Source organism: Saccharopolyspora halophila, assembly GCF_039531955.1.
GTDB classification, from domain to species: Bacteria; Actinomycetota; Actinomycetes; order Mycobacteriales; family Pseudonocardiaceae; genus Saccharopolyspora; species Saccharopolyspora halophila.
Window position 1 is genome coordinate 303,877 of the sequence record NZ_BAAARA010000015.1, and the last position, 22,168, is coordinate 326,044.

At 70.0% G+C, this 22,168-nt stretch carries 20 protein-coding genes; 11 read left to right on the top strand and 9 right to left on the bottom strand.

Annotated features, from left to right (window positions below; translation table 11 throughout):
* The first annotated feature begins 2 nt into the window (after window positions 1-2).
* From ABD289_RS19860 to ABD289_RS19875, 4 genes are read left to right on the top strand one after another with little or no spacing between them, the layout of a single operon-like run.
* The gene (locus ABD289_RS19860) at window positions 3-1,289 is read left to right on the top strand and encodes an AMP-binding protein (RefSeq protein WP_344134901.1); all 1,287 of its coding nucleotides are present in this window, start codon (window positions 3-5) and stop codon (window positions 1,287-1,289) included.
* A complete protein-coding gene (locus tag ABD289_RS19865) occupies window positions 1,286-2,386 on the top strand; it encodes a thiolase family protein (protein WP_344135068.1) in 1,101 nt (366 codons plus the stop codon). The genes ABD289_RS19860 and ABD289_RS19865 overlap by 4 nt, the downstream gene beginning before the upstream one ends.
* The gene (locus ABD289_RS19870; RefSeq protein WP_344134904.1) at window positions 2,383-3,057 is read left to right on the top strand and encodes an energy-coupling factor ABC transporter ATP-binding protein; all 675 of its coding nucleotides are present in this window, start codon (window positions 2,383-2,385) and stop codon (window positions 3,055-3,057) included. The genes ABD289_RS19865 and ABD289_RS19870 overlap by 4 nt, the downstream gene beginning before the upstream one ends.
* Complete coding sequence (locus tag ABD289_RS19875) at window positions 3,054-3,662, top strand: energy-coupling factor transporter transmembrane component T family protein (protein WP_344134907.1); 609 nt, start codon at window positions 3,054-3,056, stop codon at window positions 3,660-3,662. Before ABD289_RS19870 ends, ABD289_RS19875 begins: the two co-directional genes overlap by 4 nt.
* A 41-nt stretch (window positions 3,663-3,703) precedes the next feature.
* Here the strand turns inward: ABD289_RS19875 and ABD289_RS19880 are convergent, their stop codons facing one another.
* From ABD289_RS19880 to ctaD, 3 genes are all read right to left on the bottom strand, one after another.
* Window positions 3,704-4,495 (bottom strand): peptidyl-tRNA hydrolase, encoded by a 792-nt coding sequence (locus ABD289_RS19880; RefSeq protein ID WP_344135072.1) that lies wholly within the window; start codon window positions 4,493-4,495, stop codon window positions 3,704-3,706.
* A gap of 53 nt (window positions 4,496-4,548) precedes the next feature.
* On the bottom strand, window positions 4,549-5,775 hold the full coding sequence (serB, locus tag ABD289_RS19885; RefSeq protein ID WP_344134910.1) for a phosphoserine phosphatase SerB: 1,227 nt from the start codon (window positions 5,773-5,775) through the stop codon (window positions 4,549-4,551).
* A 136-nt stretch (window positions 5,776-5,911) separates the two neighbouring features.
* Window positions 5,912-7,693, bottom strand: coding sequence for an aa3-type cytochrome oxidase subunit I (gene ctaD, locus ABD289_RS19890; protein ID WP_344134915.1), 1,782 nt, complete (start codon window positions 7,691-7,693; stop codon window positions 5,912-5,914).
* A 386-nt stretch (window positions 7,694-8,079) separates the two neighbouring features.
* On the opposite strand from ctaD, the gene ABD289_RS19895 reads away from it, so the two are divergent.
* Both ABD289_RS19895 and ABD289_RS19900 read left to right on the top strand, forming a co-directional pair.
* Window positions 8,080-8,607, top strand: a complete 528-nt coding sequence (locus ABD289_RS19895) for a hypothetical protein (protein ID WP_344134918.1) — start codon at window positions 8,080-8,082, stop codon at window positions 8,605-8,607.
* 153 nt (window positions 8,608-8,760) lie between these two features.
* On the top strand, window positions 8,761-9,633 hold the full coding sequence (locus tag ABD289_RS19900) for an SDR family oxidoreductase (protein WP_344134921.1): 873 nt from the start codon (window positions 8,761-8,763) through the stop codon (window positions 9,631-9,633).
* On the opposite strand, the gene ABD289_RS19905 is transcribed toward ABD289_RS19900, so the two are convergent.
* Window positions 9,623-10,390: a VanZ family protein gene (locus tag ABD289_RS19905; RefSeq protein ID WP_344134924.1), complete on the bottom strand. Its 768-nt coding sequence runs from the start codon at window positions 10,388-10,390 to the stop codon at window positions 9,623-9,625. The two genes, ABD289_RS19900 and ABD289_RS19905, sit on opposite strands and share 11 nt — an antisense overlap.
* Before the next feature lie 859 nt (window positions 10,391-11,249).
* Here ABD289_RS19905 and ABD289_RS19910 point away from each other — a divergent pair.
* From ABD289_RS19910 to ABD289_RS19925, 4 genes are read left to right on the top strand one after another with little or no spacing between them, the layout of a single operon-like run.
* Window positions 11,250-11,984: an ATP-binding cassette domain-containing protein gene (locus tag ABD289_RS19910; protein WP_344134927.1), complete on the top strand. Its 735-nt coding sequence runs from the start codon at window positions 11,250-11,252 to the stop codon at window positions 11,982-11,984.
* Window positions 11,981-12,313: a hypothetical protein gene (locus ABD289_RS19915; protein ID WP_344134931.1), complete on the top strand. Its 333-nt coding sequence runs from the start codon at window positions 11,981-11,983 to the stop codon at window positions 12,311-12,313. The genes ABD289_RS19910 and ABD289_RS19915 overlap by 4 nt, the downstream gene beginning before the upstream one ends.
* The gene (locus tag ABD289_RS19920) at window positions 12,262-12,882 is read left to right on the top strand and encodes a hypothetical protein (protein WP_344134934.1); all 621 of its coding nucleotides are present in this window, start codon (window positions 12,262-12,264) and stop codon (window positions 12,880-12,882) included. The genes ABD289_RS19915 and ABD289_RS19920 overlap by 52 nt, the downstream gene beginning before the upstream one ends.
* Entirely contained in the window at window positions 12,879-13,484 is a 606-nt protein-coding gene (locus tag ABD289_RS19925) for a hypothetical protein (protein ID WP_344134937.1), read from the top strand. The genes ABD289_RS19920 and ABD289_RS19925 overlap by 4 nt, the downstream gene beginning before the upstream one ends.
* Here the strand turns inward: ABD289_RS19925 and ABD289_RS19930 are convergent, their stop codons facing one another.
* The 5 genes from ABD289_RS19930 to ABD289_RS19950 form a co-directional block, all read right to left on the bottom strand.
* Window positions 13,485-14,225 carry a succinate dehydrogenase/fumarate reductase iron-sulfur subunit gene (locus tag ABD289_RS19930; protein WP_344134940.1) on the bottom strand — a complete coding sequence of 247 codons (741 nt, stop codon included), beginning with the start codon at window positions 14,223-14,225 and terminating at the stop codon, window positions 13,485-13,487. It lies immediately after the preceding gene.
* Window positions 14,225-16,117 (bottom strand): fumarate reductase/succinate dehydrogenase flavoprotein subunit, encoded by a 1,893-nt coding sequence (locus ABD289_RS19935; protein WP_344134943.1) that lies wholly within the window; start codon window positions 16,115-16,117, stop codon window positions 14,225-14,227. The genes ABD289_RS19930 and ABD289_RS19935 overlap by 1 nt, the downstream gene beginning before the upstream one ends.
* A 183-nt stretch (window positions 16,118-16,300) precedes the next feature.
* Complete coding sequence (locus tag ABD289_RS19940) at window positions 16,301-17,098, bottom strand: hypothetical protein (protein ID WP_344134946.1); 798 nt, start codon at window positions 17,096-17,098, stop codon at window positions 16,301-16,303.
* A gap of 157 nt (window positions 17,099-17,255) precedes the next feature.
* The gene (locus ABD289_RS19945) at window positions 17,256-17,549 is read right to left on the bottom strand and encodes a hypothetical protein (RefSeq protein ID WP_344134948.1); all 294 of its coding nucleotides are present in this window, start codon (window positions 17,547-17,549) and stop codon (window positions 17,256-17,258) included.
* A 103-nt stretch (window positions 17,550-17,652) separates the two neighbouring features.
* Entirely contained in the window at window positions 17,653-19,449 is a 1,797-nt protein-coding gene (locus ABD289_RS19950; protein WP_344134951.1) for a hypothetical protein, read from the bottom strand.
* A gap of 420 nt (window positions 19,450-19,869) precedes the next feature.
* Between ABD289_RS19950 and ABD289_RS19955 the strand changes: the two genes are divergently transcribed.
* Window positions 19,870-22,128 carry a xanthine dehydrogenase family protein molybdopterin-binding subunit gene (locus tag ABD289_RS19955; protein WP_344134955.1) on the top strand — a complete coding sequence of 753 codons (2,259 nt, stop codon included), beginning with the start codon at window positions 19,870-19,872 and terminating at the stop codon, window positions 22,126-22,128.
* Window positions 22,129-22,168: the final 40 nt, after the last annotated feature.

Sequence of the window (22,168 nt, forward strand, 5' to 3'; positions counted from 1 at the left end):
CGGTGTTCCCGATCCTCGGGCGCGAGCCCACCTCCGGCATCGCGGGCGAGCTGACCGCGTCCCAGCTGGCGAGCACCGCGCGACGCGTCGGCAGGCGGCTGCCGCCCGGTTCTCGAGTGGCCATCTCCGGCACCGACGAGACAGCGCGGCTGGTCCACTTCCTCGGCACCGACCTCGCCGGGTGCGCTGCGCTGCTGGTCGATCCCGAATGGCCCGATCCGGCCGCGGTGCTCGCCGACGCCCGCCCCGACGTGTGCCTCGACGTGACCGAACCGCTCGGGGAAGACCTGGGCACCGAGCTGCCGGTGGGCGACGAGTCGACCCGGTTCTACCTGCCGACGACCTCGGGCAGCACCGGCAGGCCGAAGGTGCTGGCCCGCTCGCGGCGTTCCTGGCTGCGCAGCTTCGAGGCGCTGGACGTCGAGCTCGCAGCCGATGATCGGGTGCTGATCCCCGGCCCGCTGAGCTCCTCGCTGTTCCTCTTCGGTGCCCTGCACGCCCTGCGCGGGGGCGCCGAGTTGCGGCTGCTCGCTCGCTGGTCGGCTTCGGCAGCGGCCGAGACCGCGCGGGAGGCGACCGTGACGCACCTGGTTCCCGCCCAGCTCTCGGCGCTGCTTGCGGTGCTGGAGCGCGACCCGGTGCTCCGCGCCGAATGCCGGCTGCGGCTGGTGGTCTGCGGTGGGGCGAAGGTGGATCCGGGGCTGGCGGATCGGCTCGCCGAGGTGCTGCCGGACTGCCGCCTCGTGGAGTACTACGGCTCGGCGGAGCACTCGCTGATCGCCCTCCGGCGCGGCGATCGGCTGCTGCCGGTGGTCGACGTCGAGGTCAGCGACGGACTTCTGCACGTCCGCTCCGAGCTGTCCTTCGACGGCTACCTGGAAGGCGGCGAGCTCGTCGCGCCCGAGACCACCAGCACCGGTGACCGGGCGATCCGGCATCCGGACGGGTCGCTGGAGATCCTCGGCCGGACGGCGGGCGTGATCGACACCGGTGCGCGCCTGGTCTCGGCCGAGCGGGTGGAGGCGGTGCTGCGCGAGCTGGACGGCGTGCTCGACGTGGTCGTGACCGCGACCGCGCACCCGCGCTTCGGATCGCTGGTCACCGCCGTCGTCGAGGGCGCGCCGCAGCTGTCCGACCTGCGCGCCGGGGCGCGCGAGCGGCTGCATCCCGGCGAGTTGCCGCGCCGCTGGTTGACCGTCGAGGCGCTGCCGCGCACCGCCTCCGGCAAACCCGCCCGCGCGCTGATCGACGAACGACTCCGCTCCGGGGAGCTGCCGTGCCCCCGGTGATCATCGCTGCGCGCCGCACGCCCATCGGCGAAGCGGGCGGAGCGCTCGCCAACCGCACGGCCGACGAGCTGGCGGCACCGGTGCTGCGCGCGGTCCTCGACGACGTCGGGATCGAACGCGTCGACGACGTGCTGCTGGGCAACGTGCTGGGGCCCGGTGGAAACCCGGCCAGGGTCGCCGCGCTGCGGGCAGGACTGGGCGAGTCGATCCCCGGCATGACGATCGATCGGCAGTGCGCGAGCGGACTCTCGGCCATCACCACCGCTGCCTCGATGGTCGCGGGCGAGGAGTTCTTCCTGGCCGGAGGCGTGGAGAGCCCGTCCACCGCGCCGTGGCGCGCGTGGCGGCCCCGCACTCCCACCGAACCGCCTCGGTTCTACCAGCGCGCACCGTTCGCCCCGGCCGAGATCGGCGACCCCGACATGGGACCGGCGGCTGATCTGGTCGCCGCCGAGGCCGGTATCGGCAGGCATCGGCAGGACGCCTTCGCCGCGCGCAGCCACGCCCGCGCCGTGGCCGCCCGGGACGCGGGCCGCTTCGACGACGAGCTGGTGCCGATCGGTTCTTCCGACGCGGACGAACGGCCGCGCCGGGGATTCACGCCGGAACGCCTCGCCCGGTTCCGCCCCGCTTTCACCCCGGACGGCACGACGACGGCGGCGAACTCCTGCGGTATCAACGACGGTGCGGCCGCGGTGCTGATGACCAGCGAGGAGCAGCGCGCGAGGCTGGGCGTGCCGGGCCTGCGGCTGCTGGGCGCGCGGACCTCGGGCGTGGACCCGAACCGCCTCGGGCTCGGTGCGGTGCCCGCGATGCGCGCGCTGCGCGAGCGGCACGCGCCGGAGGTCGTGGAGTTCAACGAGGCCTTCGCTGGGCAAGCGCTGGCGTGCCTGGACGCGGCCGGCATCGACGAGGAGATCGCGGGACCGGACGGCGGTGCCATCGCGCTCGGACACCCCTGGGGCGCGTCGGGTGCTGTGCTGGTGGTCCGGTTGTTCAGCCGGATGGTCCGCCAGGACGGGCCGCGAATCGGAATGGCCGCGTTGTCCTCGGGCGGCGGGCTCGGCGTGGCGACGATGTGGGAGCGAGTGGGTTGATCGAGTTCGAAGGCGTCGGGCACGACTACGACGGGCGCACCGTCCTGGACGGGGTGAATCTCGAGCTCGCCGAGCGGCGGGTGGCCTTCGTGGGCGCCAACGGCTCCGGCAAGTCCACGCTGGCCCGGATGATCAACGGCCTGGTGCGTCCCGGGCGCGGCCGGGTGCGGGTCGACGGGGTGGATCCGGTGCGCAACGGCCGCGAGGTGCGGCGTCGCGTCGGGTTCGTCTTCACCCACCCGGACAGCCAGATCGTGATGCCGACCGCGGGCGAGGACGTGGCGTTCTCGCTGCGCAAGCAGGGCCTGTCCAAAGCGGAGCGGACCCGGCGGGCGGTGGAGGTGCTCACCGAGCACGGGCTGGGCGGCTACGCCGAGCATCCCGCGCACCAGCTCTCCGGCGGGCAGAAGCAGCTGCTGGCGCTGTCGTCGATGCTGGCTCTGGAGCCGGACGTGCTGGTCTGCGACGAACCGACGACGCTGCTGGATCTGCGCAACAAGCGGCACTTCGCCGAGGTCCTCGCCGGGTTGCGCCAGCAGGTCGTGCTCGTGACCCACGACCTGGAGCTGCTGGCGGACTTCGACCGCGTGGTGGTGCTCGACTCGGGCCGGGTGGTCGCCGATGACGAGCCGCGCGCGGCGGTGAGCTTCTACCGGGAGCTGGTCGGGTGAACCCGCTCGGCCTCTACGAACCCGGCGGCAGCATCGCGCACCGCCTCGGTGCGGGCTGGAAACTGCTGTCGCTCCTTGTCTTCGCGGTGCTGACCTTCGCGCTCGGCTCCCCCATCGGCCTGGCAGTGCTGGTCGCGGTGGTCCTCGCCGGTTACGCGCTGGCCCGCATCCCGCTGCGCCGCTGCTGGCAGCTCGCGCGGTTCCTGGTGCCGGTGACCGTCATCGTGTTCGGGCTGCAGTGGTGGATGCTGGGCTTCGATCGCGCGACGGTGATCAGCCTGCGGCTGTTCGCGGCCCTGGCCGCGGCCAACCTGTTCACCCTGGTCACTCGGGTGGACGACCTGGTCAGCGCGGTCGAGCGCGCCTTGGGGCCGCTCCGCCGCTTCGGCGTCCGCCCGGAGTCGGTCGGCCTGCTGGTCGGCCTCACCCTCCAGGCGGTGGCCGCCCTGTCGACCATCGCGGCCGACGTCCGCGAGGCCCAGCGTGCCCGCGGCGCGGACCGCTCGGTCCCGGCCTTCGCGGTCCCCTTCCTGGTCCGCACCCTCAGGCACGCCGATCACCTGGGCGAAGCCCTGGCAGCCCGAGGCGTCGGCGACGAGGACTGACAGTTTTGCCTAAAACTGTGAGGCGCCAGAGCCTCACAGTTTTAGGCAAAACTGTCGCCGCCGCCGGGCCACTGGGCCAGGACTGTGACCGTGCCCGGGTCCACCTCGGTGAAGCCCGCGTCGCGGACCATCGCGACGCGGTGGTCGCGCCAGGTCGTTTCCGGGTCGTCCGCGGGGCGGAGCTCGGACCACGTCGCCGGGTCGGCCCGGCGGACCGAGCACCGGTAGCCCGCGTCGGCCCAGGTGCGCAGCTCGGCATCCATGCCGTCGCCGTGCAGCAGCGCGGCCAGGATCATCGTGGCGTGACCGACCTGCGCCGCGGACTTGCCCGCGCTCATCGGCACGTCCGGGTGCAGCCACAGCACCGGCGCGTCCGCGGCCACCGGGCCCGGGTCGTCGGCCTCCAGCTCGCTGCCGGAGATCTGCAACCTGCTGAGCTCCTTGGGCATGTCGGCCACCCGCATCGGCAGGAACGCGCGGACCTGCGCGCCGCCCACCGCGACCGTCCTGCCCGGCAGCTGCTGGACCGCCTCCCAATGCGCCCCGCGAGCGCGCCGGGCGACCTTGCGGATGCGACCGGAGATCCAGCCGTGCATCGCCTCGTGCCACTCGCCGCCCTCGGCGCAACGCTCGTCCAGGCACACGGCCAGCGCCGCCGCCGCAGCGGCTTCCAGCAACGCCGTGCGGTCCGGCGGGTCGTTGCGCTCGATGCGCAGCACCATCGGCATCAGCACGACGTCGTCCGGGTCCTCGTCGGAGGTGTCCGCGGTGGCCGCGCCGGACAGCGACAGCCACGAGGCGTACCGGGCGACGAGCGGGTCGAGCACGTTCAGCGCGTCCGGCTCAACCCCGCTCGCCGCACCGGTGTTCCGAACCTCGGCCAAGGTCACAGCTCCAGCGGAACGCGCCGCAGCTCGCCGTCCTCGGCATCGGCGGCCTCGATCTCGGCGCGCGTCAGGCCCAGCACGAACAGCACGGTGTCCAGGAACGGGTACGACAGCGCGGTGTCGGCGACCTCGCGCAGCGCGGGCTTGGCGTTGAACGCCACACCCAGGCCGGCCGCCGAGAGCATGTCGATGTCGTTGGCCCCGTCACCGACCGCCACGCACTGCGCGGACGGCACGCCGTACTCCTCGGCGAACCGGCGCAGCGCCTTGGCCTTGCCCGGCCGGTCGACGATCTCGCCGATGACTCGCCCGGTCAGCTTCCCGTCGACGACCTCCAGGTCGTTCGCGGCGCTGAAGTCCAGCCCCAGCTCGTCGACCAGGGCATCGATGATCTGGGTGAATCCACCGGAGACCACTCCGGTGTGAAAACCCAGCCTGCGCAGGGTGCGGATGGTCGTGCGCGCGCCGGGCGTCAGCTCCAGCTCGGCGGCCACCTCGTCGAGCACGGTGGCGGGCAGGCCCTCTAAGACCGCGACCCGCTGGCGCAGCGACTCGGCGAAGTCCAGCTCGCCGCGCATCGCCCGCTCGGTGACCTCGCGGACCTTGTCCTCGCAGCCGGCCCGCCGGGCCAGCATCTCGATGACCTCGCCCTGGATCAGGGTGGAGTCGACGTCGAAGACGACCAGTCGCTTGGCGCGCCGGGACAGCCCCGTGCGCTCCACGGACAGATCCACACCCGAGCGCGCGGCGATGTCGGCCATCGCCTGGGTCAGCGCCTCGTCGTCGTCCCAGTCGGGAGCGGAGACCTTCAGCTCCAGCCCGGTGACCGGGTAGTCGGCGACGCGGTGGATGGCGTCGATGTTGACGCCGATCTCCGCGAGCGCCCGGGATACCTCGCTGAAGTGGCGGGCGGTGACCGGCTGGCCGAGCACCACCACCACGTGCGTGGAACCGAGCTTGTCCGCTTCACCGTCCTCGGCGTCGATGGTCACCTCGACGCCCATGCCGACGGTGGCCATCGCCTGCTCGATGGACTCCTGCAGCTTCTCCGGATCGTTTTCGGTCGATACCAGCACGCCGAGCACCAGTCGATCGCGGATCACGACTTGCTCCACGTCGACGATGTCCACGCCGTGACTGGTCAGCGCGGCGAACAGCACTGAGGTAACGCCGGGCTTGTCCTTGCCGGTCACGGTGATCAGCACGGTGGTCGCATTCGAGCTCACGACTGCGGTTGTTCCCCTCTGTCCGAGAAAGGTGGGCAAAAACGCACGAGCCCCGGCAGGCCATCGGCCCGCCGGGGCTCGCCGTCGAGCTAGCCCTACCTTGGCACAGTCGTACCGTTCGGGGCTATCGACGAAATCACTTCTCGGTGGTGTCGTCCCGGTCCGAATCGTCCTTCGTCTTCGGCGGCTGGACCGTCGCGGTCTTGGCCCCCTCGTGCCCGTGGGCGAGGGTCTTGCCGGTGAAGGACAGGTGGGACTCGAGCCGCATCCGCTCGGTGATGTGCGGGTAGTGCAGCTCGAACGCCGGGCGCTCGGAGCGGATCCGGGGCAGCTCGGTGAAGTTGTGCCGCGGGGGCGGGCAGGAGGTCGCCCACTCCAGCGAGTTGCCGTAGCCCCACGGGTCGTCGACGGAGACGACCTCGCCGAAGCGGTAGCTCTTGAACACGTTGTAGAGGAACGGGAGCATCGAGGCGCCCAGGATGAACGCGCCGACCGTGGAGATCGTGTTCAGCATCGTGAACCCGTCCGACTCCAGGTAGTCGGCGTAGCGGCGCGGCATGCCCTCGTTGCCCAGCCAGTGCTGCACCAGGAACGTGGCGTGGAAGCCGATGAAGGTCAGCCAGAAGTGCAGCTGCCCGAGCCGCTCGTCCATCATCCGGCCGGTGATCTTCGGGAACCAGAAGTAGATGCCCGCGAAGGTGGCGAACACGATCGTGCCGTAGAGCACGTAGTGGAAGTGCGCGACCACGAAGTAGGTGTCCGAGACGTGGAAGTCGACCGGCGGCATGGCCAGCAGGACACCGGTGAGACCACCGAAGAGGAAGGTCACCAGGAAGCCGACGCTGAAGATCATCGGCGTCTCGAAGGTCATCTGACCCTTCCACATGGTGCCGATCCAGTTGAAGAACTTCACACCGGTCGGGACCGCGATCAGGAAGGTGGTGAACGCGAAGAACGGCAGCAGCACGGCGCCGGTGGCGTACATGTGGTGCGCCCACACGACCACGGACAGCGCGGCGATGCCGAGCGTCGCGTAGACCAGGCCGGAGTAGCCGAACAGCGGCTTGCGGCTGAAGACCGGAAAGATCTCCGAGACGATGCCGAAGAACGGCAGCGCGACGATGTAGACCTCGGGGTGCCCGAAGAACCAGAACAGGTGCTGCCAGAGGATGACGCCGCCGTTGGCCGGGTCGAACACGTGCGCACCGAGGTGCCGATCGGCCATCAGGCCCAGCAGCGCGGCGGTCAGGATCGGGAACGCCAGCAGGATCAGCAGGCTGGTCACCAGGATGTTCCAGGTGAAGATCGGCATCCGGAACATCGTCATGCCCGGCGCGCGCAGGCAGACCACGGTGGTCAGCATGTTCACCGCACCGAGGATCGTGCCCAGACCGCTGACGGCCAGACCGGCGATCCACATGTCCGCGCCGTGGCCCGGCGAGTGCAGGGCGTCCGACAGCGGGGTGTAGGCGAACCAGCCGAAGTCGGCGGCACCGCCTGGCAGGATGAACCCGCTGACGACCATCAGGCCGCCGAACAGGTACAGCCAGTAGCTAAATGCGTTCAGTCGCGGGAACGCGACGTCCGGGGAACCGATCTGCAGCGGCAGGATGTAGTTGGCGAAGCCGAACAGGATCGGCGTCGCGTACAGCAGCAACATCACCGTGCCGTGCATGGTGAACAGCTGGTTGTACTGCTCCTGCGAGAGGAACTGCATTCCCGGCACGGCGAGCTCGCCCCGGATCAGCATCGCCATCAGGCCGCCGACCAGGAAGAACGCCATGGACGTGACCAGGTAGAGGATGCCGATTTGCTTGTGGTCCGTGGTGCGGAACATCCGCGCCAGGAACGACCCCTTGACCGTTTTGCGCACCGGATAAGGGCGCGTGGCGATCGGCTGTGGCGCGACGGCCGTCACGGTGCCTCCTGCACTCCCTTGAAGCCTGCTCGGGCCCGCCTGTCGTCCGGGCCCGCCCCGACCCCTTCTGGGTCGGTTGACAGCACGCGATACCCGGCAGGCGCCCTGCAGGCGGACGATCGCATGTGCTGCCGATCCGGAATACTAGTCCTGACCTCTGGCCGCGATGCGGCCGGGCCGTAGCCACCCTATTCATCCCGGCCTGGGCAGTCACCCGTTGTGAGATCGAGCAGACAATTCGCGATCATGCCCGCCCGTCACCGACGTGCGCGCACAGCACTCGGCGGGGCCCGTTAGCCTGAGGGCCAACAGGTCCGGCCGCCCAGCCTGCGTTCTGCACCGGGCAGCACTGGGACGAAGTCCACCAGATCCTGGAGGGGAAGCACGTGCGGAAGAGCACGATCATCGGCGCTGTGCTGATCGGCGGTATTGCGCTGGCGGGCTGCTCGCCCGCCGAGTACGCCAGTGAGCAGCCCCCGGGCCCGGGCACGCCGCCCGCGAACGCCCCGCAGCGCGTCGCCGACCCGGCCAAGGCCGAGACCGAAGCCCACGGGCCGGCCGCGAAGCTGCTGCTCAACCGCGAGCAGCTGAACCAGCTCGCCGAGCTCGCCGAGGCCAACGCGCAGAGCCCGCAGATCAAGCAGCTGGCCGCCGAGCTCAGCGGCCAGCTGGACCCGCAGCTCGCCGAGCTCAACGCGCTGGCCACCGAGGCGCCCGAGCCCCCGGAGTCCAACCTGGGCGGCACCACCGGAGCGGCGTTCGACCCGCAGTGGAAGCGGGAAGTGCGCGAGCTGGTCGAGAAGGGCAGCGCGCTGGCCGAGGACGCCAAGGTTAAGCCCGAGCTCCGCGAGATCGCGGGCGAGATCATCTCGCAGCGCGAGCAGCTCGCGCAGAAGCTGGACGCGCTGGGCTGACGCCTCGCGCCTTTTCGAGGTCCCCGTGACTGCGCCGGTCACGGGGACTTTCGCATTTCCGGGCCCGGCCCCTTCCGCTCCGCGAGGGCAAAACCTACTATGAGTAGGCTACTGCGAAGTAGGTAATGCCGCGGGACCTCAAGGGAGAGCGAGATGCGCAACATTGCCGGCAAGGTCGTCCTGATCACCGGGGCCGCGCGAGGTATCGGCGCGCAGACCGCCCGGGAGCTGGCCGGGCGCGGCGCCAAGCTCGCTCTGGTCGGGCTCGAACCCGAGGCCCTCGCCGAGGTCGCCGCGGAGCTCGGCGAGCAGCACTACTGGGCCGAGGCCGATGTCACCGACCCCGAATCGATCGAGGCGGCCGTGGCGGGCGCGGTCGACGCACTCGGCGGCATCGACGCGTGCGTGGCCAACGCCGGCATCGCTCCCGTGGGAACGGTCCGCGAGGGCGACCCGCGCGGTTTCCTCAAGACCATCGACGTCAACGTCAACGGCGTGTTCCACACCGCCCGCGCGGTGCTGCCGCACCTGGTCGATCGGCGCGGCCACCTGCTGGTGGTCTCCTCGCTGTCGGCCTTCACGCCGATCGGCGGGATGGCCGCCTACACCGCCAGCAAGTCCGCGGCCGAGTCGCTCGCCAGCGCGCTGCGCATGGAGGTGCTGCACCTCGGCGTGACGGTGGGCAGCGCGCACCCGTCCTGGGTGGACACCGATCTGGTGCGCGACGTTGCCTCGGACCTGGAGACGTTCACCCTGATGCGCAAGCGGCTGCCCTGGCCGATGCGCTCGATCACCACACCGGAGAAGTGCGCGAAGGCCTTCGCCGACGGCGTCGAGAAGCGCAGCCGCCGCGTTTACGTGCCGCGCTCGATCGTCCTGCTGCACTGGCTGCGCAACCTGAACTCCTCGCTGCTCATGGAGCAGGCCCTCAAGCCGCTGCTGCGCAAGATGATCCCGAAGCTCGAGCAGGAGGCCCGCGAACTCGGCCGCTACATGAGCGAGCGCAACCAGAAGATCAACTCGTAGCAGGCTCGGCGCGGTCCGAGGGGCGCGACGGGAGTGCCCCTCGGACCGCCTCAGCCGGCCCGGGGGCGGGCCAGCCGGTCGGTGCGCCGTCGCATCCCGGACGGCTGGTGGAAGGTCTCTGGCCAGTGGCCGACGACGTCGCGGTGGACCGGCACCTCCCGGCGGACGGGCGGCGGCGCGGGAGGCCGCGCGTGCGCTGGCGCGCGTTTCGCTCCTGCTCGAGCTTCTCGATGAGCAGCCAGACCGTCCGGTCGTTCTCGCCGGTGGAGCGGTGCTGCGCGCGCACCCCGGGCGAGAACCGCTGCGGGAGCTGCACCAGCACACCACCGACGGCCGCCCCCAAGCTGTTGCAGACGATGTCGTCCGTGGAAGCCACCCGGCCGCTGATCGCCAGGAACTGGACGAGTTCGATGAGCGTCGAGGTGACCAGCCCGCCGAGCGCGATCTTGCCGATGTTGTCGAACCAGTCCAGGCGCTGCGGCACCAGCAGCGCCAGCGGAAGCAGCAGCACCAGGTTTCCGCCGAGCTGGATCCACGGTTCCGAATCCCCCGGAATCGCGGTCAGCGCCGCCTCGACGTCGTTTCCCAGTTTCGGGCGAACCGGATCGGGCGGCGGGAACTGCGGCGTGAAAACCAGATATCCGACACAAAGGACGGAATACACCAGAGCGCCGTCGACGAAGGGCTCGCGCAGTCCGATCGGCGCGGTGGAATAGCCGCGCGCGAACGCGGAGACACCACCCGCGATGACAGCCACCAGAAGCAGTAGCGTCAGCGCGGGGACGAATCCATCAAATGCCACGAGAATCTGCTGCACGTTCGCCGCACTTCCTCTGGCCGCCAGCGCCAGAACTCAAGCCGTCCGGCACGTCGAAAACGACCCGCCGAAGGCTGGAACCGTTGGGAATTCGCATTTCCAGCGGTCACCGTCGACCGGGTTTCGCGATGCTCGTTCACCTGCGGCAGCGGCCGGACGCCAGTTCGGGGATCCGCGACGTCCGGCCGCCCCGACCCCCGCCACCTCGCGGCGGCGGGACGGGATTTCGCGAGGTCGCGGGCACTCCGGTAGCGACGACGCCCGCGTCGGGGTTGGGGCCTCGCCGCTCGCCGGACCCGCTGCCACCGCTAGTCCCGCGACTGGCCGGGCAGGTCTGTGGTGAATCGACTCCGTTCCGGACCGAAGCTAGCGGCCAGGCGGGACCGAGCCATCCCCCTGGCAAGAAAGCGCCAGCCCTCGAAGAACTGTCCCGGATGGACACGAAAGGGCGACGACACACCGTGAACTGCGATTCCCATCCGAAGCGGTCCACGCGTTCCCAAGCGCGCCCGGATATTCACACCGTTCCCGCGAAGCGCGTTGCGGTGAATTTCGCGCGGCAACCGTTGAACATCGCATTTAACACCGTGCAGAACATCACACCGAAGATTGGTCCACACACCCAAACACAACTGCTCGAATCCGCCGATCCCGCATCGAACCGAAGAATTTTCACCGAAAGAGAAGGAGCCCGACGCCCGAAGTACCGGGGGAACGCATTCCGCCGAACGCCGGACACCCGGGCAGGGACACGGCAGCCGAACCGGATCACGAATATCCGGTTTGAGAAGGTGACGACGTGACTGCAGTCCGGATCGAAGCGGTGAGCCACTCCTACGGCTCGCGAAATGCTTTGGCACGGGTGAACCTCGAGCTGTCCACCGGCGTGACCGCCCTGCTGGGACCCAACGGCGCGGGAAAGAGCACGTTGCTGGGGCTGCTGTCCTCGGCGTTGCGGCTCCAGCGCGGCACGATCGAGATCGACGAGCTCAGCCCGGACCGCGACGCGCGGCGCTATCGCGAATCGATCGGTTTTCTGCCCCAGCAGTTCTCCGTGCCGAACCACCTGACCTGCGCGGAGTTCCTCACCCTCACGGCCTGGTGGCGGCGAGTCGGCAGGCGACGCCGCCCGGAACTCGTGCGCGAGGCGCTGGAGGCGGTGGCCCTGCAGGACCGGGCGTCGGCGAAGATCCGCTCGCTGTCCGGCGGGATGCTGCGCCGCTTGGGCATCGCCCAGGCCATGGTGAACTCCCCGCGAGTGCTCCTGCTGGACGAACCCACCGTCGGACTCGATCCGCGGCAGCGCGCCGGTTTGCGGGAGGTCATCACCGAACTCGGCCGGACTCGAACCGTCCTGGTCAGCACCCACCTCACCGAGGACGTTGCCGCGGTCGCCGACCGCGTCGCGGTGCTCGACGAAGGCCACGTGACCTTCGACGGAACGCTGGCAGACCTGGCGAAGACACCGGCCCCCACCGCCACCGACCTGGACCGGGCATACGAAGACCTCGTCACGGATGGTGATCTCACGTGAACCTCGCAGGGATCATCGCGCGGCGCAGCGCTGCGCTGCCCGCCGCACCGCTGATCTTCGGCTTCGCCTGGTACGCGGGCGGAGCGCAGGAGAACGTCTGGTCGGACGATTGGATGTCGGGGTCCGGCCAGGTCAACACAGCGCTGCTGTGGCCCGTCGCCCTGGTCGCGGCGGTCGCGGCGTGGGACACCTCGCGCGTGCGCCGCATCGGCGCGGACACGCTGGAACGCACCTACCCGCGTTCCGGACTCGCCCATCTGCTGCTCAGCGACCGCAGGTGGCGAAGCGGATCGGCGTGCTCGCCGCGGTGGCCCTCGTCGTCGGCATGACCTTCTTGCAGCGCAGCGACTCCCGGCTGACAACCGCGCGGCAACCCGCCGAGGCCGTCTGCCGCACCGAGGCCGAGATCACCGCGTGCATGTGGCCCGAGCACGGCGAGCATCTCGACCGTTGGCTGAAGATCGCCCGGCGCTACCGCGAGACCTTCGCCGACATCCAGCCGAGGGCAACGTTGTTCGCCGAGAAGGGCACCAAGTGGACCGGCCCCGAGCCGATCCCGATCGGCTCCATCGAGCCGGGCACCAGCGATGAACACCTCGTCGAGTCCCTGGTGACATCGACGCTGCGCCGACCGCCGGACTGCGCACGTCTCCCGTCCGACCAGCCCGGCATGACCTCGTACGGCCCCTACCCGGGCATGATCGGCCGGGATCTCGCGGCAGCGTGGATGAAGCACCGGATCCGTCCTCATCTGCCACCGCAGGGGCTCGGAGTTCCCGGACGCGAGGAACAGGTCGAGCGATTGCTGGCCGCACCGGAGGCGATCCAGGTCGACTCGGTGCGACGAGCGTTGCAGGCGGGCGACGAATGCGAGAACCCGATGCCGGAGCTGCCGTGACGGTGCTCGTCCTGGCGTTGCGCGCGTGCCACTGGCCGCTGTTCGTCGCCGCCTCCGCGCTTCTGGCCGCGGTGAACGCTCTCTTCGGCGCGGAACAGCTGCCCGTTCCGCGCCCGAACATCGGGGCGCTCGACGTCCCGTTGGGACTGTTCAGCCCGCTGGTTCTGGCGTGTCTGCTCGGGTTGCATCTGAGCGCGGTGACGACGTTGTGGAGCACCGGCCCGCGCAACCACGCACTCGTGCGGGCAGGACGGCTGACCGCTGCCCTCCTGCCCGCCGTCCTGGCCTGCGCACCGCTCCTGCTGCACGGTGCCGAACTCTGGACGTCGGCCACCCGCAACACCCTCGGGCTCGGTGCGATGGCCCTCCTGGTCACCGTGGCCGCCGGACCCACCCGCTGCTGGATGCTGCCGTTCCCGTACCTGCTCGCCGCGCTGCTGCTCGGCACGCAGCGCAGTTCGACGGCCGGCGGATCCGACGCGACCTGGTGGGCCTTCCCGCTGCAGGACGCGGGTGATCCGCGCGGGATGCTGCTGACCGCGGTCCTGCTCGTCGCCGGGATCACCGGCTACCTGCGCTTCGGCGCGCGGGCCGAGCGGTGATCAGTCCTTGTTGCGGCGGAACAGCTTCAGCAGCGGGTCGTAGCGGCGGTCGGCCAGGCGCTCCTTGAGCGGGATCAGCGCGTTGTCGGTGATGTGGATGTGCTCCGGGCAGACCTCGGTGCAGCACTTGGTGATGTTGCACATGCCCAGGCCGTGGTCCCCGCGCGCCTCCTCCGGGCGGTTCCGCGCCTCGTCCAGCGGGTGCATCTCGAGCTCGGCGACCCGCATCAGGAATCGCGGCCCGGAGAAGTTCTCCTTGTTCTCCTCGTGGTCGCGGATCACGTGGCAGGTGTCCTGGCACAGGAAGCACTCGATGCACTTGCGGAACTCCTGCGAGCGCTCCACGTCGACCTGCTGCATCCGGTACTCGCCGGGCTCCAGGTCGGGCGGGGTGAACGCGCGGACCTCGCGGGCCTTGACGTAGTTGTAGGACACGTCGTTGACCAGGTCCTTGATCAGCGGGAAGGCCCGCATCGGGGTGACCGTGATGGTCTCGTCCTCGGCGAAGATGGACATCCGGGTCATGCACAGCAGCCGCGGGTGGCCGTTGACCTCGGCCGAGCAGGAACCGCACTTGCCCGCCTTGCAGTTCCAGCGCACCGCCATGTCCGGTGCCTGAGTGGCCTGCAGCCGGTGGATGATGTCGAGGACCACCTCGCCCTCGTTGACCTCCACGGTGTAGTCCTGCAGCTCACCGTCCGCTTCGCCGCGCCACACCCGGAAGTGCGCCTGGTATGTCATCAAGACTCCTCTGTCCGGACGTCCGCGAGCTCGTCCTCGGTGAAGTACTTGCGCAGTTCCTCGAGCTTGAACAGTTCGAGCAGGTCGGGACGCATCGGTCGTTGCGGCTGCTCGGTGACCTCGATGCCGTCGCCGGAGATCTCGCAGCCCAGCAACCTGCGGCGCCACTTCGACTCCATCGCCGGGTGGTCGTCGCGGGTGTGCCCGCCGCGGCTCTCGGTGCGCAGCAGCGCCGCCCGGGCCACGCACTCGCTGACCAGCAGCATGTTGCGCAGGTCGATGGCCAGGTGCCAGCCGGGGTTGAACTGCCGGTTGCCCTCGACCTGCAGGTGCTCGGCGCGCGCCACCAGGCCCCGGAGCTTCTGGAGCGCCTCCTGCATCTCCTCGCCCTTGCGGATGATCCCGACCAGCTCGTTCATCACGCCCTGCAGCTCGGAGTGCAGCGCGTAGGGGTTCTCGCCCGGCCCTTCGCCGGGGTTGAACGGATCGGCCGCCCGCCGCGCAGCGGCGTCCACATCGGACTCGGTGATCGACGGCCTGGCGTCCAGCGCGCCGAGGTAGCCCGCCGCGCCCGCGCCCGCCCGGCGGCCGAAGACCAGCAGGTCGGACAACGAGTTGCCGCCCAGCCGGTTCGAACCGTGCATCCCGCCCGCGACCTCGCCGCAGGCGAACAGCCCCGGAACCTTCGAGGCCGCGGTGTCCGGGTCGACCTCCACGCCGCCCATGACGTAGTGGCAGGTCGGACCGACCTCCATGGCCTCGGCGGTGATGTCCACATCGGCCAGTTCCTTGAACTGGTGGTGCATGGACGGCAGCCGCTTGACGATCGTCTCGGTGGACAACCGCGTGGCCACGTCCAGGAACACCCCGCCGTGCTGCGAGCCCCGGCCTTCCTTGACCTCGTTGTTGATCGCGCGGGCGACCTCGTCGCGCGGCAGCAGCTCGGGCGGGCGCCGGTTGTTGTCCGGATCGTCGTACCAGCGGTCGGCCTCGGCCTCGCCGTCGGCGTAGTTGTCCTTGAACACCTCGGGGATGTAGTCGAACATGAACCGGGCACCCTCGGAGTTGCGCAGCACTCCCCCGTCGCCGCGCACCGACTCGGTGACCAGGATCCCGTTCACGCTCGGCGGCCACACCATGCCGGTGGGGTGGAACTGCACGAACTCCATGTTGATCAAGCTCGCTCCGGCGCGCAGCGCCAGCGCGTGCCCGTCGCCGGTGTACTCCCAGGAGTTCGAGGTGACCTTGAACGACTTGCCGATCCCGCCGGTGGCCATGATGACCGCGGGCGCGTCGAAGAGCACGAACCGCCCGGACTCCCGCCAGTAGCCGAAGGCACCGGAGATCCGATCGCCGTCCTTGAGCAGCTCGGTGACCGTGCACTCCTGGAAGACCTTGATGCGCGCCTCGTAGTCGCCGTGCTCGGCGTGGTCCTCCTGCTGCAGCGAGACCACCTTCTGCTGCAGCGTGCGGATCAGTTCCAGACCGGTCCGGTCGCCGACGTGCGCCAGCCGCGGGTACTCGTGCCCGCCGAAGTTGCGCTGGCTGATCCGCCCGTCCGGGGTCCGGTCGAACAGCGCCCCGTAGGTCTCCAGCTCCCAGACCCGCTGCGGGGCCTCGCGGGCGTGCAGCTCGGCCATCCGCCAGTTGTTCAGGAACTTGCCGCCGCGCATGGTGTCGCGGAAGTGCACCTGCCAGTCGTCGCGGGAGTTGACGTTGCCCATCGACGCCGCGATACCGCCCTCGGCCATGACGGTGTGCGCCTTGCCGAACAACGACTTGCAGACCACCGCGGTCCGCAGCCCCGCCTGCCTGGCCTCGATGGCCGCGCGCAGACCCGCGCCACCGGCGCCGATCACGACCACGTCGTACTCGTGCCGTTCGATCTCCACATCGAGTCCTTATCGGTTTTCCGTTGCCTGCCGTCCTCACCGCTCGCGCCACCGAGGGGCGCCGAGCGCGCTCCCGGCGAGGATGTCGGGCGCTGTGAACTTCTGGTTTCCTCAGGAGGAGATCCCGCTACCGGGGACGCGCTCGGGTTCCGCCACCCGCACGGCAGATCACCTCGGAATTCGTCAGTTGAACAATCTGAGGTCGGTGATGGCTCCGGTGGCCACCAGCATCACGTAGAGGTCGACCAGCGCCACCGAGGCCAGCGAGGCCCAGGCCAGCAGCATGTGCCTGCCGTTGATCCTGCTGATCTTGGTCCACATCCAGTAGCGCACCGGGTGCTTGGAGAAGTGGTTGATCCTGCCGCCGATCAGATGCCTGCAGGAGTGGCAGGACAGCGTGTAGGCCCACAGCAGCACCACGTTGATCACCATCAGCACGGTGCCGAGCCCGACGCCGACACCACCGTCGGTTCCCTTGAAGGCGATCACCGTGTCGTAGGTCAGCACCAGCGCGACGATCATCGCCGCGTAGAAGAAGTACCGGTGCACGTTCTGCATGATCAGCGGGAACCGCGACTCGCCGGTGTACTTGCCGTGCGGCTCGGTCACCGCGCACGCCGGCGGTGAGGCCCAGAACGAGCGGTAGTAGGCCTTCCGGTAGTAGTAGCAGGTCAGCCGGAAGCCCAGCACGAACGGCAGCACGAAGATCGGCGGCGGCACGAACGGACCCAGGTCCGGTGCGGGCTGGCCGAAGTGGCTGGCGCCGGGTACGCAGGCCGCCGACAGGCACGGCGAGAAGAACGGCGCCAGGTAGTTGTGCTCCGGAACCCAGTAGTAGGCGTTCATGAAGGTCCGGACCAGGCCGTAGATCACGAAGGCGCTCAGCCCGAGGAAGGTCAGCAGCGGCGGGATCCACCACCGGTCGGTGCGCAGCGTGCGCGCGGAGATGCGGGCTCGACCGGTGGTCGGGGGTGCGGACATACGCTGACCTCGTTGTCGTGTGTCGTCCGGCGGTGCTCACCTGAGGTCGCCCATTGTGGATCACATCACAGGGGCGTGAGTAGTCCCCCACCCGGCGCAACCTCCGGGTGCACACGATCGAGTCCGCGTCTCGCCACGAGCGGGCGACCGCGCGAGGTCAGCCGCGGCCCTGGCCGCCGATGCCCTCGTCGTCCACGTCCTCCCACAGCGACGGGTCGTAGGGGGTGTCCGGCACGACCACCATCTCACCGCGGCCGACGCCAGCTTCGCGGCGCGGCGACGGAACGACGGAGGCGAGCTCGGCGGCGTCGATGTCCAGACGTTCCAGGTCGTTCTGGATCCGGCGCACGGCCGCGTCGTCGCCGTAGCGGGACCGCAGCGCGTTCGCGCTGGTGCGCAGCTGGGCCAGCACGCGCTGGAAGTCGGTCAGTTCGGTGGTCGTCGAGGCCATGGGCGCACACCTCTCGACTAGTGGTGGCTTGTCGCCCTCCGACTCTGCCCGCATCTGGCGATTGTGACAAGTGCCACATTCGTAGATCTTGGCCCTCGGTCGATCAGGACTCCGCGCGCACCCGGCTGACGAACGGCAGCTTCTCCTGGCACGGCGGCCCGGAGATGGCCCGGCCGATGCGCTGCGCGGCCCAGCCCAGCACCACCAGCAGCGACAGCGAAACCGTCAGCACCACCGCCGAGGCGGCGGGCCACAGCTCCCTCGGCACCGCCGGCGCGGCCTCGCGCTGCAACAGCTCGAACTCCGGAATCGCGTCCCTGCGGAACTCCCGGTCCACCGAGGTGTCCAACGGCGCGTACCTCGGCAGGTCGATCGGCACCGCCACGATCGAGCGGCCGTGGTGCAACCGCAGCATCGTCTTCCAGCCGCCCTCGAGCGGCACCGGCTCGCGAGTGCGGAACACGCCCGGCGAGATCTCGCGCAGCCGGTCGACGTGCAGATCGCCACCAGCCCAACCGGTCACGTTCAGCCAGGTCGGGTTCTCGGCGGCGTCCGGCGGAGAGATGCGGATCTCCGCCTGGTGGGTATTCGGATCCAGCGCGACGCTCGCGGTCACCCCGGCGGGCGCGGAACCGATGGCGCCGTTGGCCACCGCCAGCACGATCGCCGCCAACGCCCCCGCGAACGCGCCGTTGCGCACCACCGCGCGCGGCAGCTCACCGCGCAGCGCCTGCACCAGCAGAGCGCCGAGCAGACCGCCGGCCACGCCACCGACCAGCGACATCGCCACGCCCTCGACGAGCATGTCCGGCTCCCAGGGCAACCGGAAGGCCGCCCGGGTCCACAGGTATTCGCTGGTGAAGCCGATGGTGCCGATCAGCAGCCCGGATGCGGTGCCCAGCAGCAGCGGGCGGCGCATCAGCGCCACGGCGGCGATCTCCACGCACAGCGCCTCGACGACGTAGAGCGGGATGCCCGAGCTCAGCTGGTCGAAGGCGGGCCCCAGCAGCAGCGCGATCCCGCCGCGGACCAGGACGTAGCAACCGACTGCGAACAGCGCACCGCCGCGGCCGACCCACATCCGCGCGGTCACCAGCGCGCAGCCCGCCGCGATCGCGATCAGCAGCGGGTGGAAGACCATCCGGAACTGCGGGACGCCGAAGTCGAACTCCGTCTGGAAAACCGAAAGGCCCAGCAGCAGTGCGCCGCTGAGCATCCCGCGCCGCAGGTAGTTGGCGCGCATCGTCTCGGCTCTGCCGGTGCTGACGAACCGGCCCTCGCGCTCCAGTAAGGACACCGCTATCAGCGAGAACCCGGTGCCACCGATGAGCATCAGGGTGGTCGGACCCCACAGCGTGACGTCCTCGCCGTAGATCCGGTGCCAGATGCCGTCGAGCGGGAACCCCAGCAGCGCGTACCCGCCGGTCGCGGCCAGCACCACTCCGCTGGTCGGCGCGTGCCAGTCGCGGGTGATGCGCACCGAGGCGCGGCCGGGGCGTTCGCCCAGCGGCAGCACGCTGGCCAGCACTCCGGCGGTGAACAGTCCGAAAAGCCCGCTCAGCAGCGGGACGTGCGCGAGGCCGACCAGCGGGCCGGCCTGCCCGTGGGTGATCCGCAGGGCGATGCTCCAGTACAACCCGACCAGCGCGACTACCAGCGAGGGCAGCGCGAGCACCAGCGGCAGGGCGGACCAGCCGGGCAGTCCGCGCAGCAGCCAGATGCGCTCGGCGCGCTCGGCCGTGCGCGCGAGCCACGTGACGCGGCCGGTTCGGTGACCGTAGCCGAGCGCCAGCAACAGCACGGCCAGCAAGGCCGCACTGCCCGAGGCGATGAGGACCTGGTCAGGCCCCGCATCAGCCACCGGCACGCGGTCCGGTGGCAGCCGCATCAGCGAGGTCATGTCGAGATGGAACACGAGAACGTGCCCCGCTGTCACCCCCTACTGTGACATCGAGCATTGCCATGATCGTAGTTCACCCGAAGGAATCAACGCGCAGTGCGTCACCCGCACGAAAGCCGTTCGTGCGCGGACCGAATCGGACCCGGCCGCGTGTTCGCCCCGAACCGCGACCCGTTGCGAAGCTAGCATGTCCGGCGTGGCGCGAGGGCCGAAAACAACCGGACGGACCAGCGCCTCGCGACCACACCGTCCACAGTGGATGATTGCTCGCGCAACGGGTGGTCGCCACGTCGGTCTTCCACCACGCGGAGGGTTGAGCAATTCGCTGGGAAAACTTCCCCGTGACCCTTGTGACGCGCCGTTCCGCGCACAAGACTCCAATACGGTTCCCGAATTGAACGCAGTGACTGCGAGGCAGCTTTGAGCATTCTCGGCACCCGGGTCCAACGTGTCGAAGACCCACGCCTTCTCACCGTCGGCGGCACCTACGTCGACGACCTGCGCGAACCCGCGCTGCAGGGGGCGCTGCGCGTCGTTTTCGTGCGCAGCCCGATGGCCAACGCCACCATCACCGAGATCGATACCGAGGAAGCCGCGGCCTCCCCCGGTGTGCACGGCGTGTTCACCGCCGACGACGTGGATCTGCCGCCGTACGAGTCCGGCGGCAGCCTCAGCGGCCCCACCCCGCCCGGTCTCGACCGGCCGCACCTGGCCAAGGGCGTCGTGCGCTACGCGGGCGAGCCGGTGGTCGCGGTGGTCGCGGAGAGCACCGCGCAGGCGCAGGACGCGGCCGAACTCGTCTCCGTGGACTACGAGCCGCAGGACGCGATCATCGACCTCGACGAGGCGATCGCGGGCGAGCGACTGGTGTTCCCGGAGGCGGGCACCAACGTCATCGGCACCGCGGGCGAGCTCGACGAGACGCTGTTCGACGACTGCGAGGTCGTGGTGACCAAGCAGATCCACAACCAGCGGGTCGCCGCGGCGTCGTTGGAAGGTCGCTCGGCGGCGTGCGCTTGGGAGGGCGACAAGGCCACCTTCTGGCTGTCCAACCAGAACGCTCAGGCCTGCCGCGACGAGCTGATGGCCAACATCGGCCTCTCGCAGGAACAGATCCGGGTGATCACCCCGGACGTCGGCGGCGGCTTCGGCGCGAAGATCGGCTCCGAGCAGGAGGCCGCGCTGCTGTCGCTGCTGTCCAAGCGGGTCGGCAAGCCGGTCAAGTGGGTCGAGACGCGCAGCGAGAACCTGGTCGCCATGACCCACGGCCGCGCGCAGCGGCACCAGATCACCATCGGCGGTACCCGCGACGGCCGGGTCACCGCCTACCGGCTGGAGATCGTGCAGGACGTCGGCGCCTACCCGCGGATGGGCGCGTTCCTGCCGGTCTTCACGCAGATGATGGCCAGCGGCGTCTACGACATCGCCAAGGTCGAATCGCAGGCGCGCACCGTGGTCACCAACACCACGCCGATCGGCGCCTACCGCGGCGCCGGGCGCCCGGAGGCCACCGCCGCCATCGAGCGCGCGATCGACCTGTTCGCCGCCGAGATCGAGGTCGACGCGGCCGAGGTCCGGCGGAAGAACCTGATCAAGCCCGAGCAGTTCCCGTACCAGACGCAGGGCGGGATGCTCTACGACTCCGGCGAGTACATCAAGGGGCTCGACTCGGTCCTGGAAACCGCCGGATACGCCGGTCTCCGCGAGGAGCAGGCCAAGCGGCGCGCCGAGGGCGCGGTCAAGCAGCTCGGCATCGGGCTGTCCAGCTACGTGGAGATCACCGCCCCGAACAACACCGAGGGCGAGAGCGGGCACGTCGAGATCAACCCGGACGGCAGCGTCCTGGTGCTGACCGGCTCCTCCCCGCACGGGCAGGGCCACTGGACCAGCTACGCGATGCTGGTGAGCGAGCAGCTGGGCATCGACCTGGACAAGATCGAGGTGGTGCACGGCGACACCGACCGGATCCCCAACGGCGTCGGAACCATGGGCTCCCGGTCGCTGCAGCTCGGTGGTACCGCGGTGCACCGCGCCTCGGTCCAGGTCAAGGAGCAGGCCCGCAAGCTCGCGGCCGAGATGATCGAGATCGATGAGGCCGACCTGGAGCTCACCGACGGCAAGTGGCAGGTCCGCGGCACGCCGAGCGTGTCGGTGAGCTGGGCGGATCTCGCGCAGCGGGCCGGCGCGGACCTCTCCGCCGATGTGCACTACGTCGAGGACCGCCCGACCTTCCCGTTCGGCAGCCACCTCGCGGTGGTCGAAGTGGACACCGAGACCGGCAAGGTCGACTACCTGCGGCACGTCACCGTCGACGATGCGGGCGTGATCGTGAACCCGGTGCTCACCGAGGGCCAGCGGCACGGCGGCATCGCGCAGGGCGCGGCGCAGGCGCTGCTGGAGGAGGTCTCCTACGACGAGGACGGCCAGCCGCAGAACGCCAGCTTCGCCGACTACGCCATCGTCAGCGCCGCCGAGCTGCCCAGCTTCGAGCTGCTCACGATGGAGACCCCGACCACGCTGAACCCGTTGGGCGCCAAGGGGATCGGCGAGGCGGGCACCATCGGCGCCACACCCGCGGTGCAGAACGCGGTGGTGGACGCGGTCGCGCACCTCGGTGTCAAGCACATCGACATGCCCACCACCCCCGAACGGGTGTGGACTGCCATCAACCGGGCATAACAACGCCGCCGACTTCGTTCGAGGTCGTTGATCGCCGATC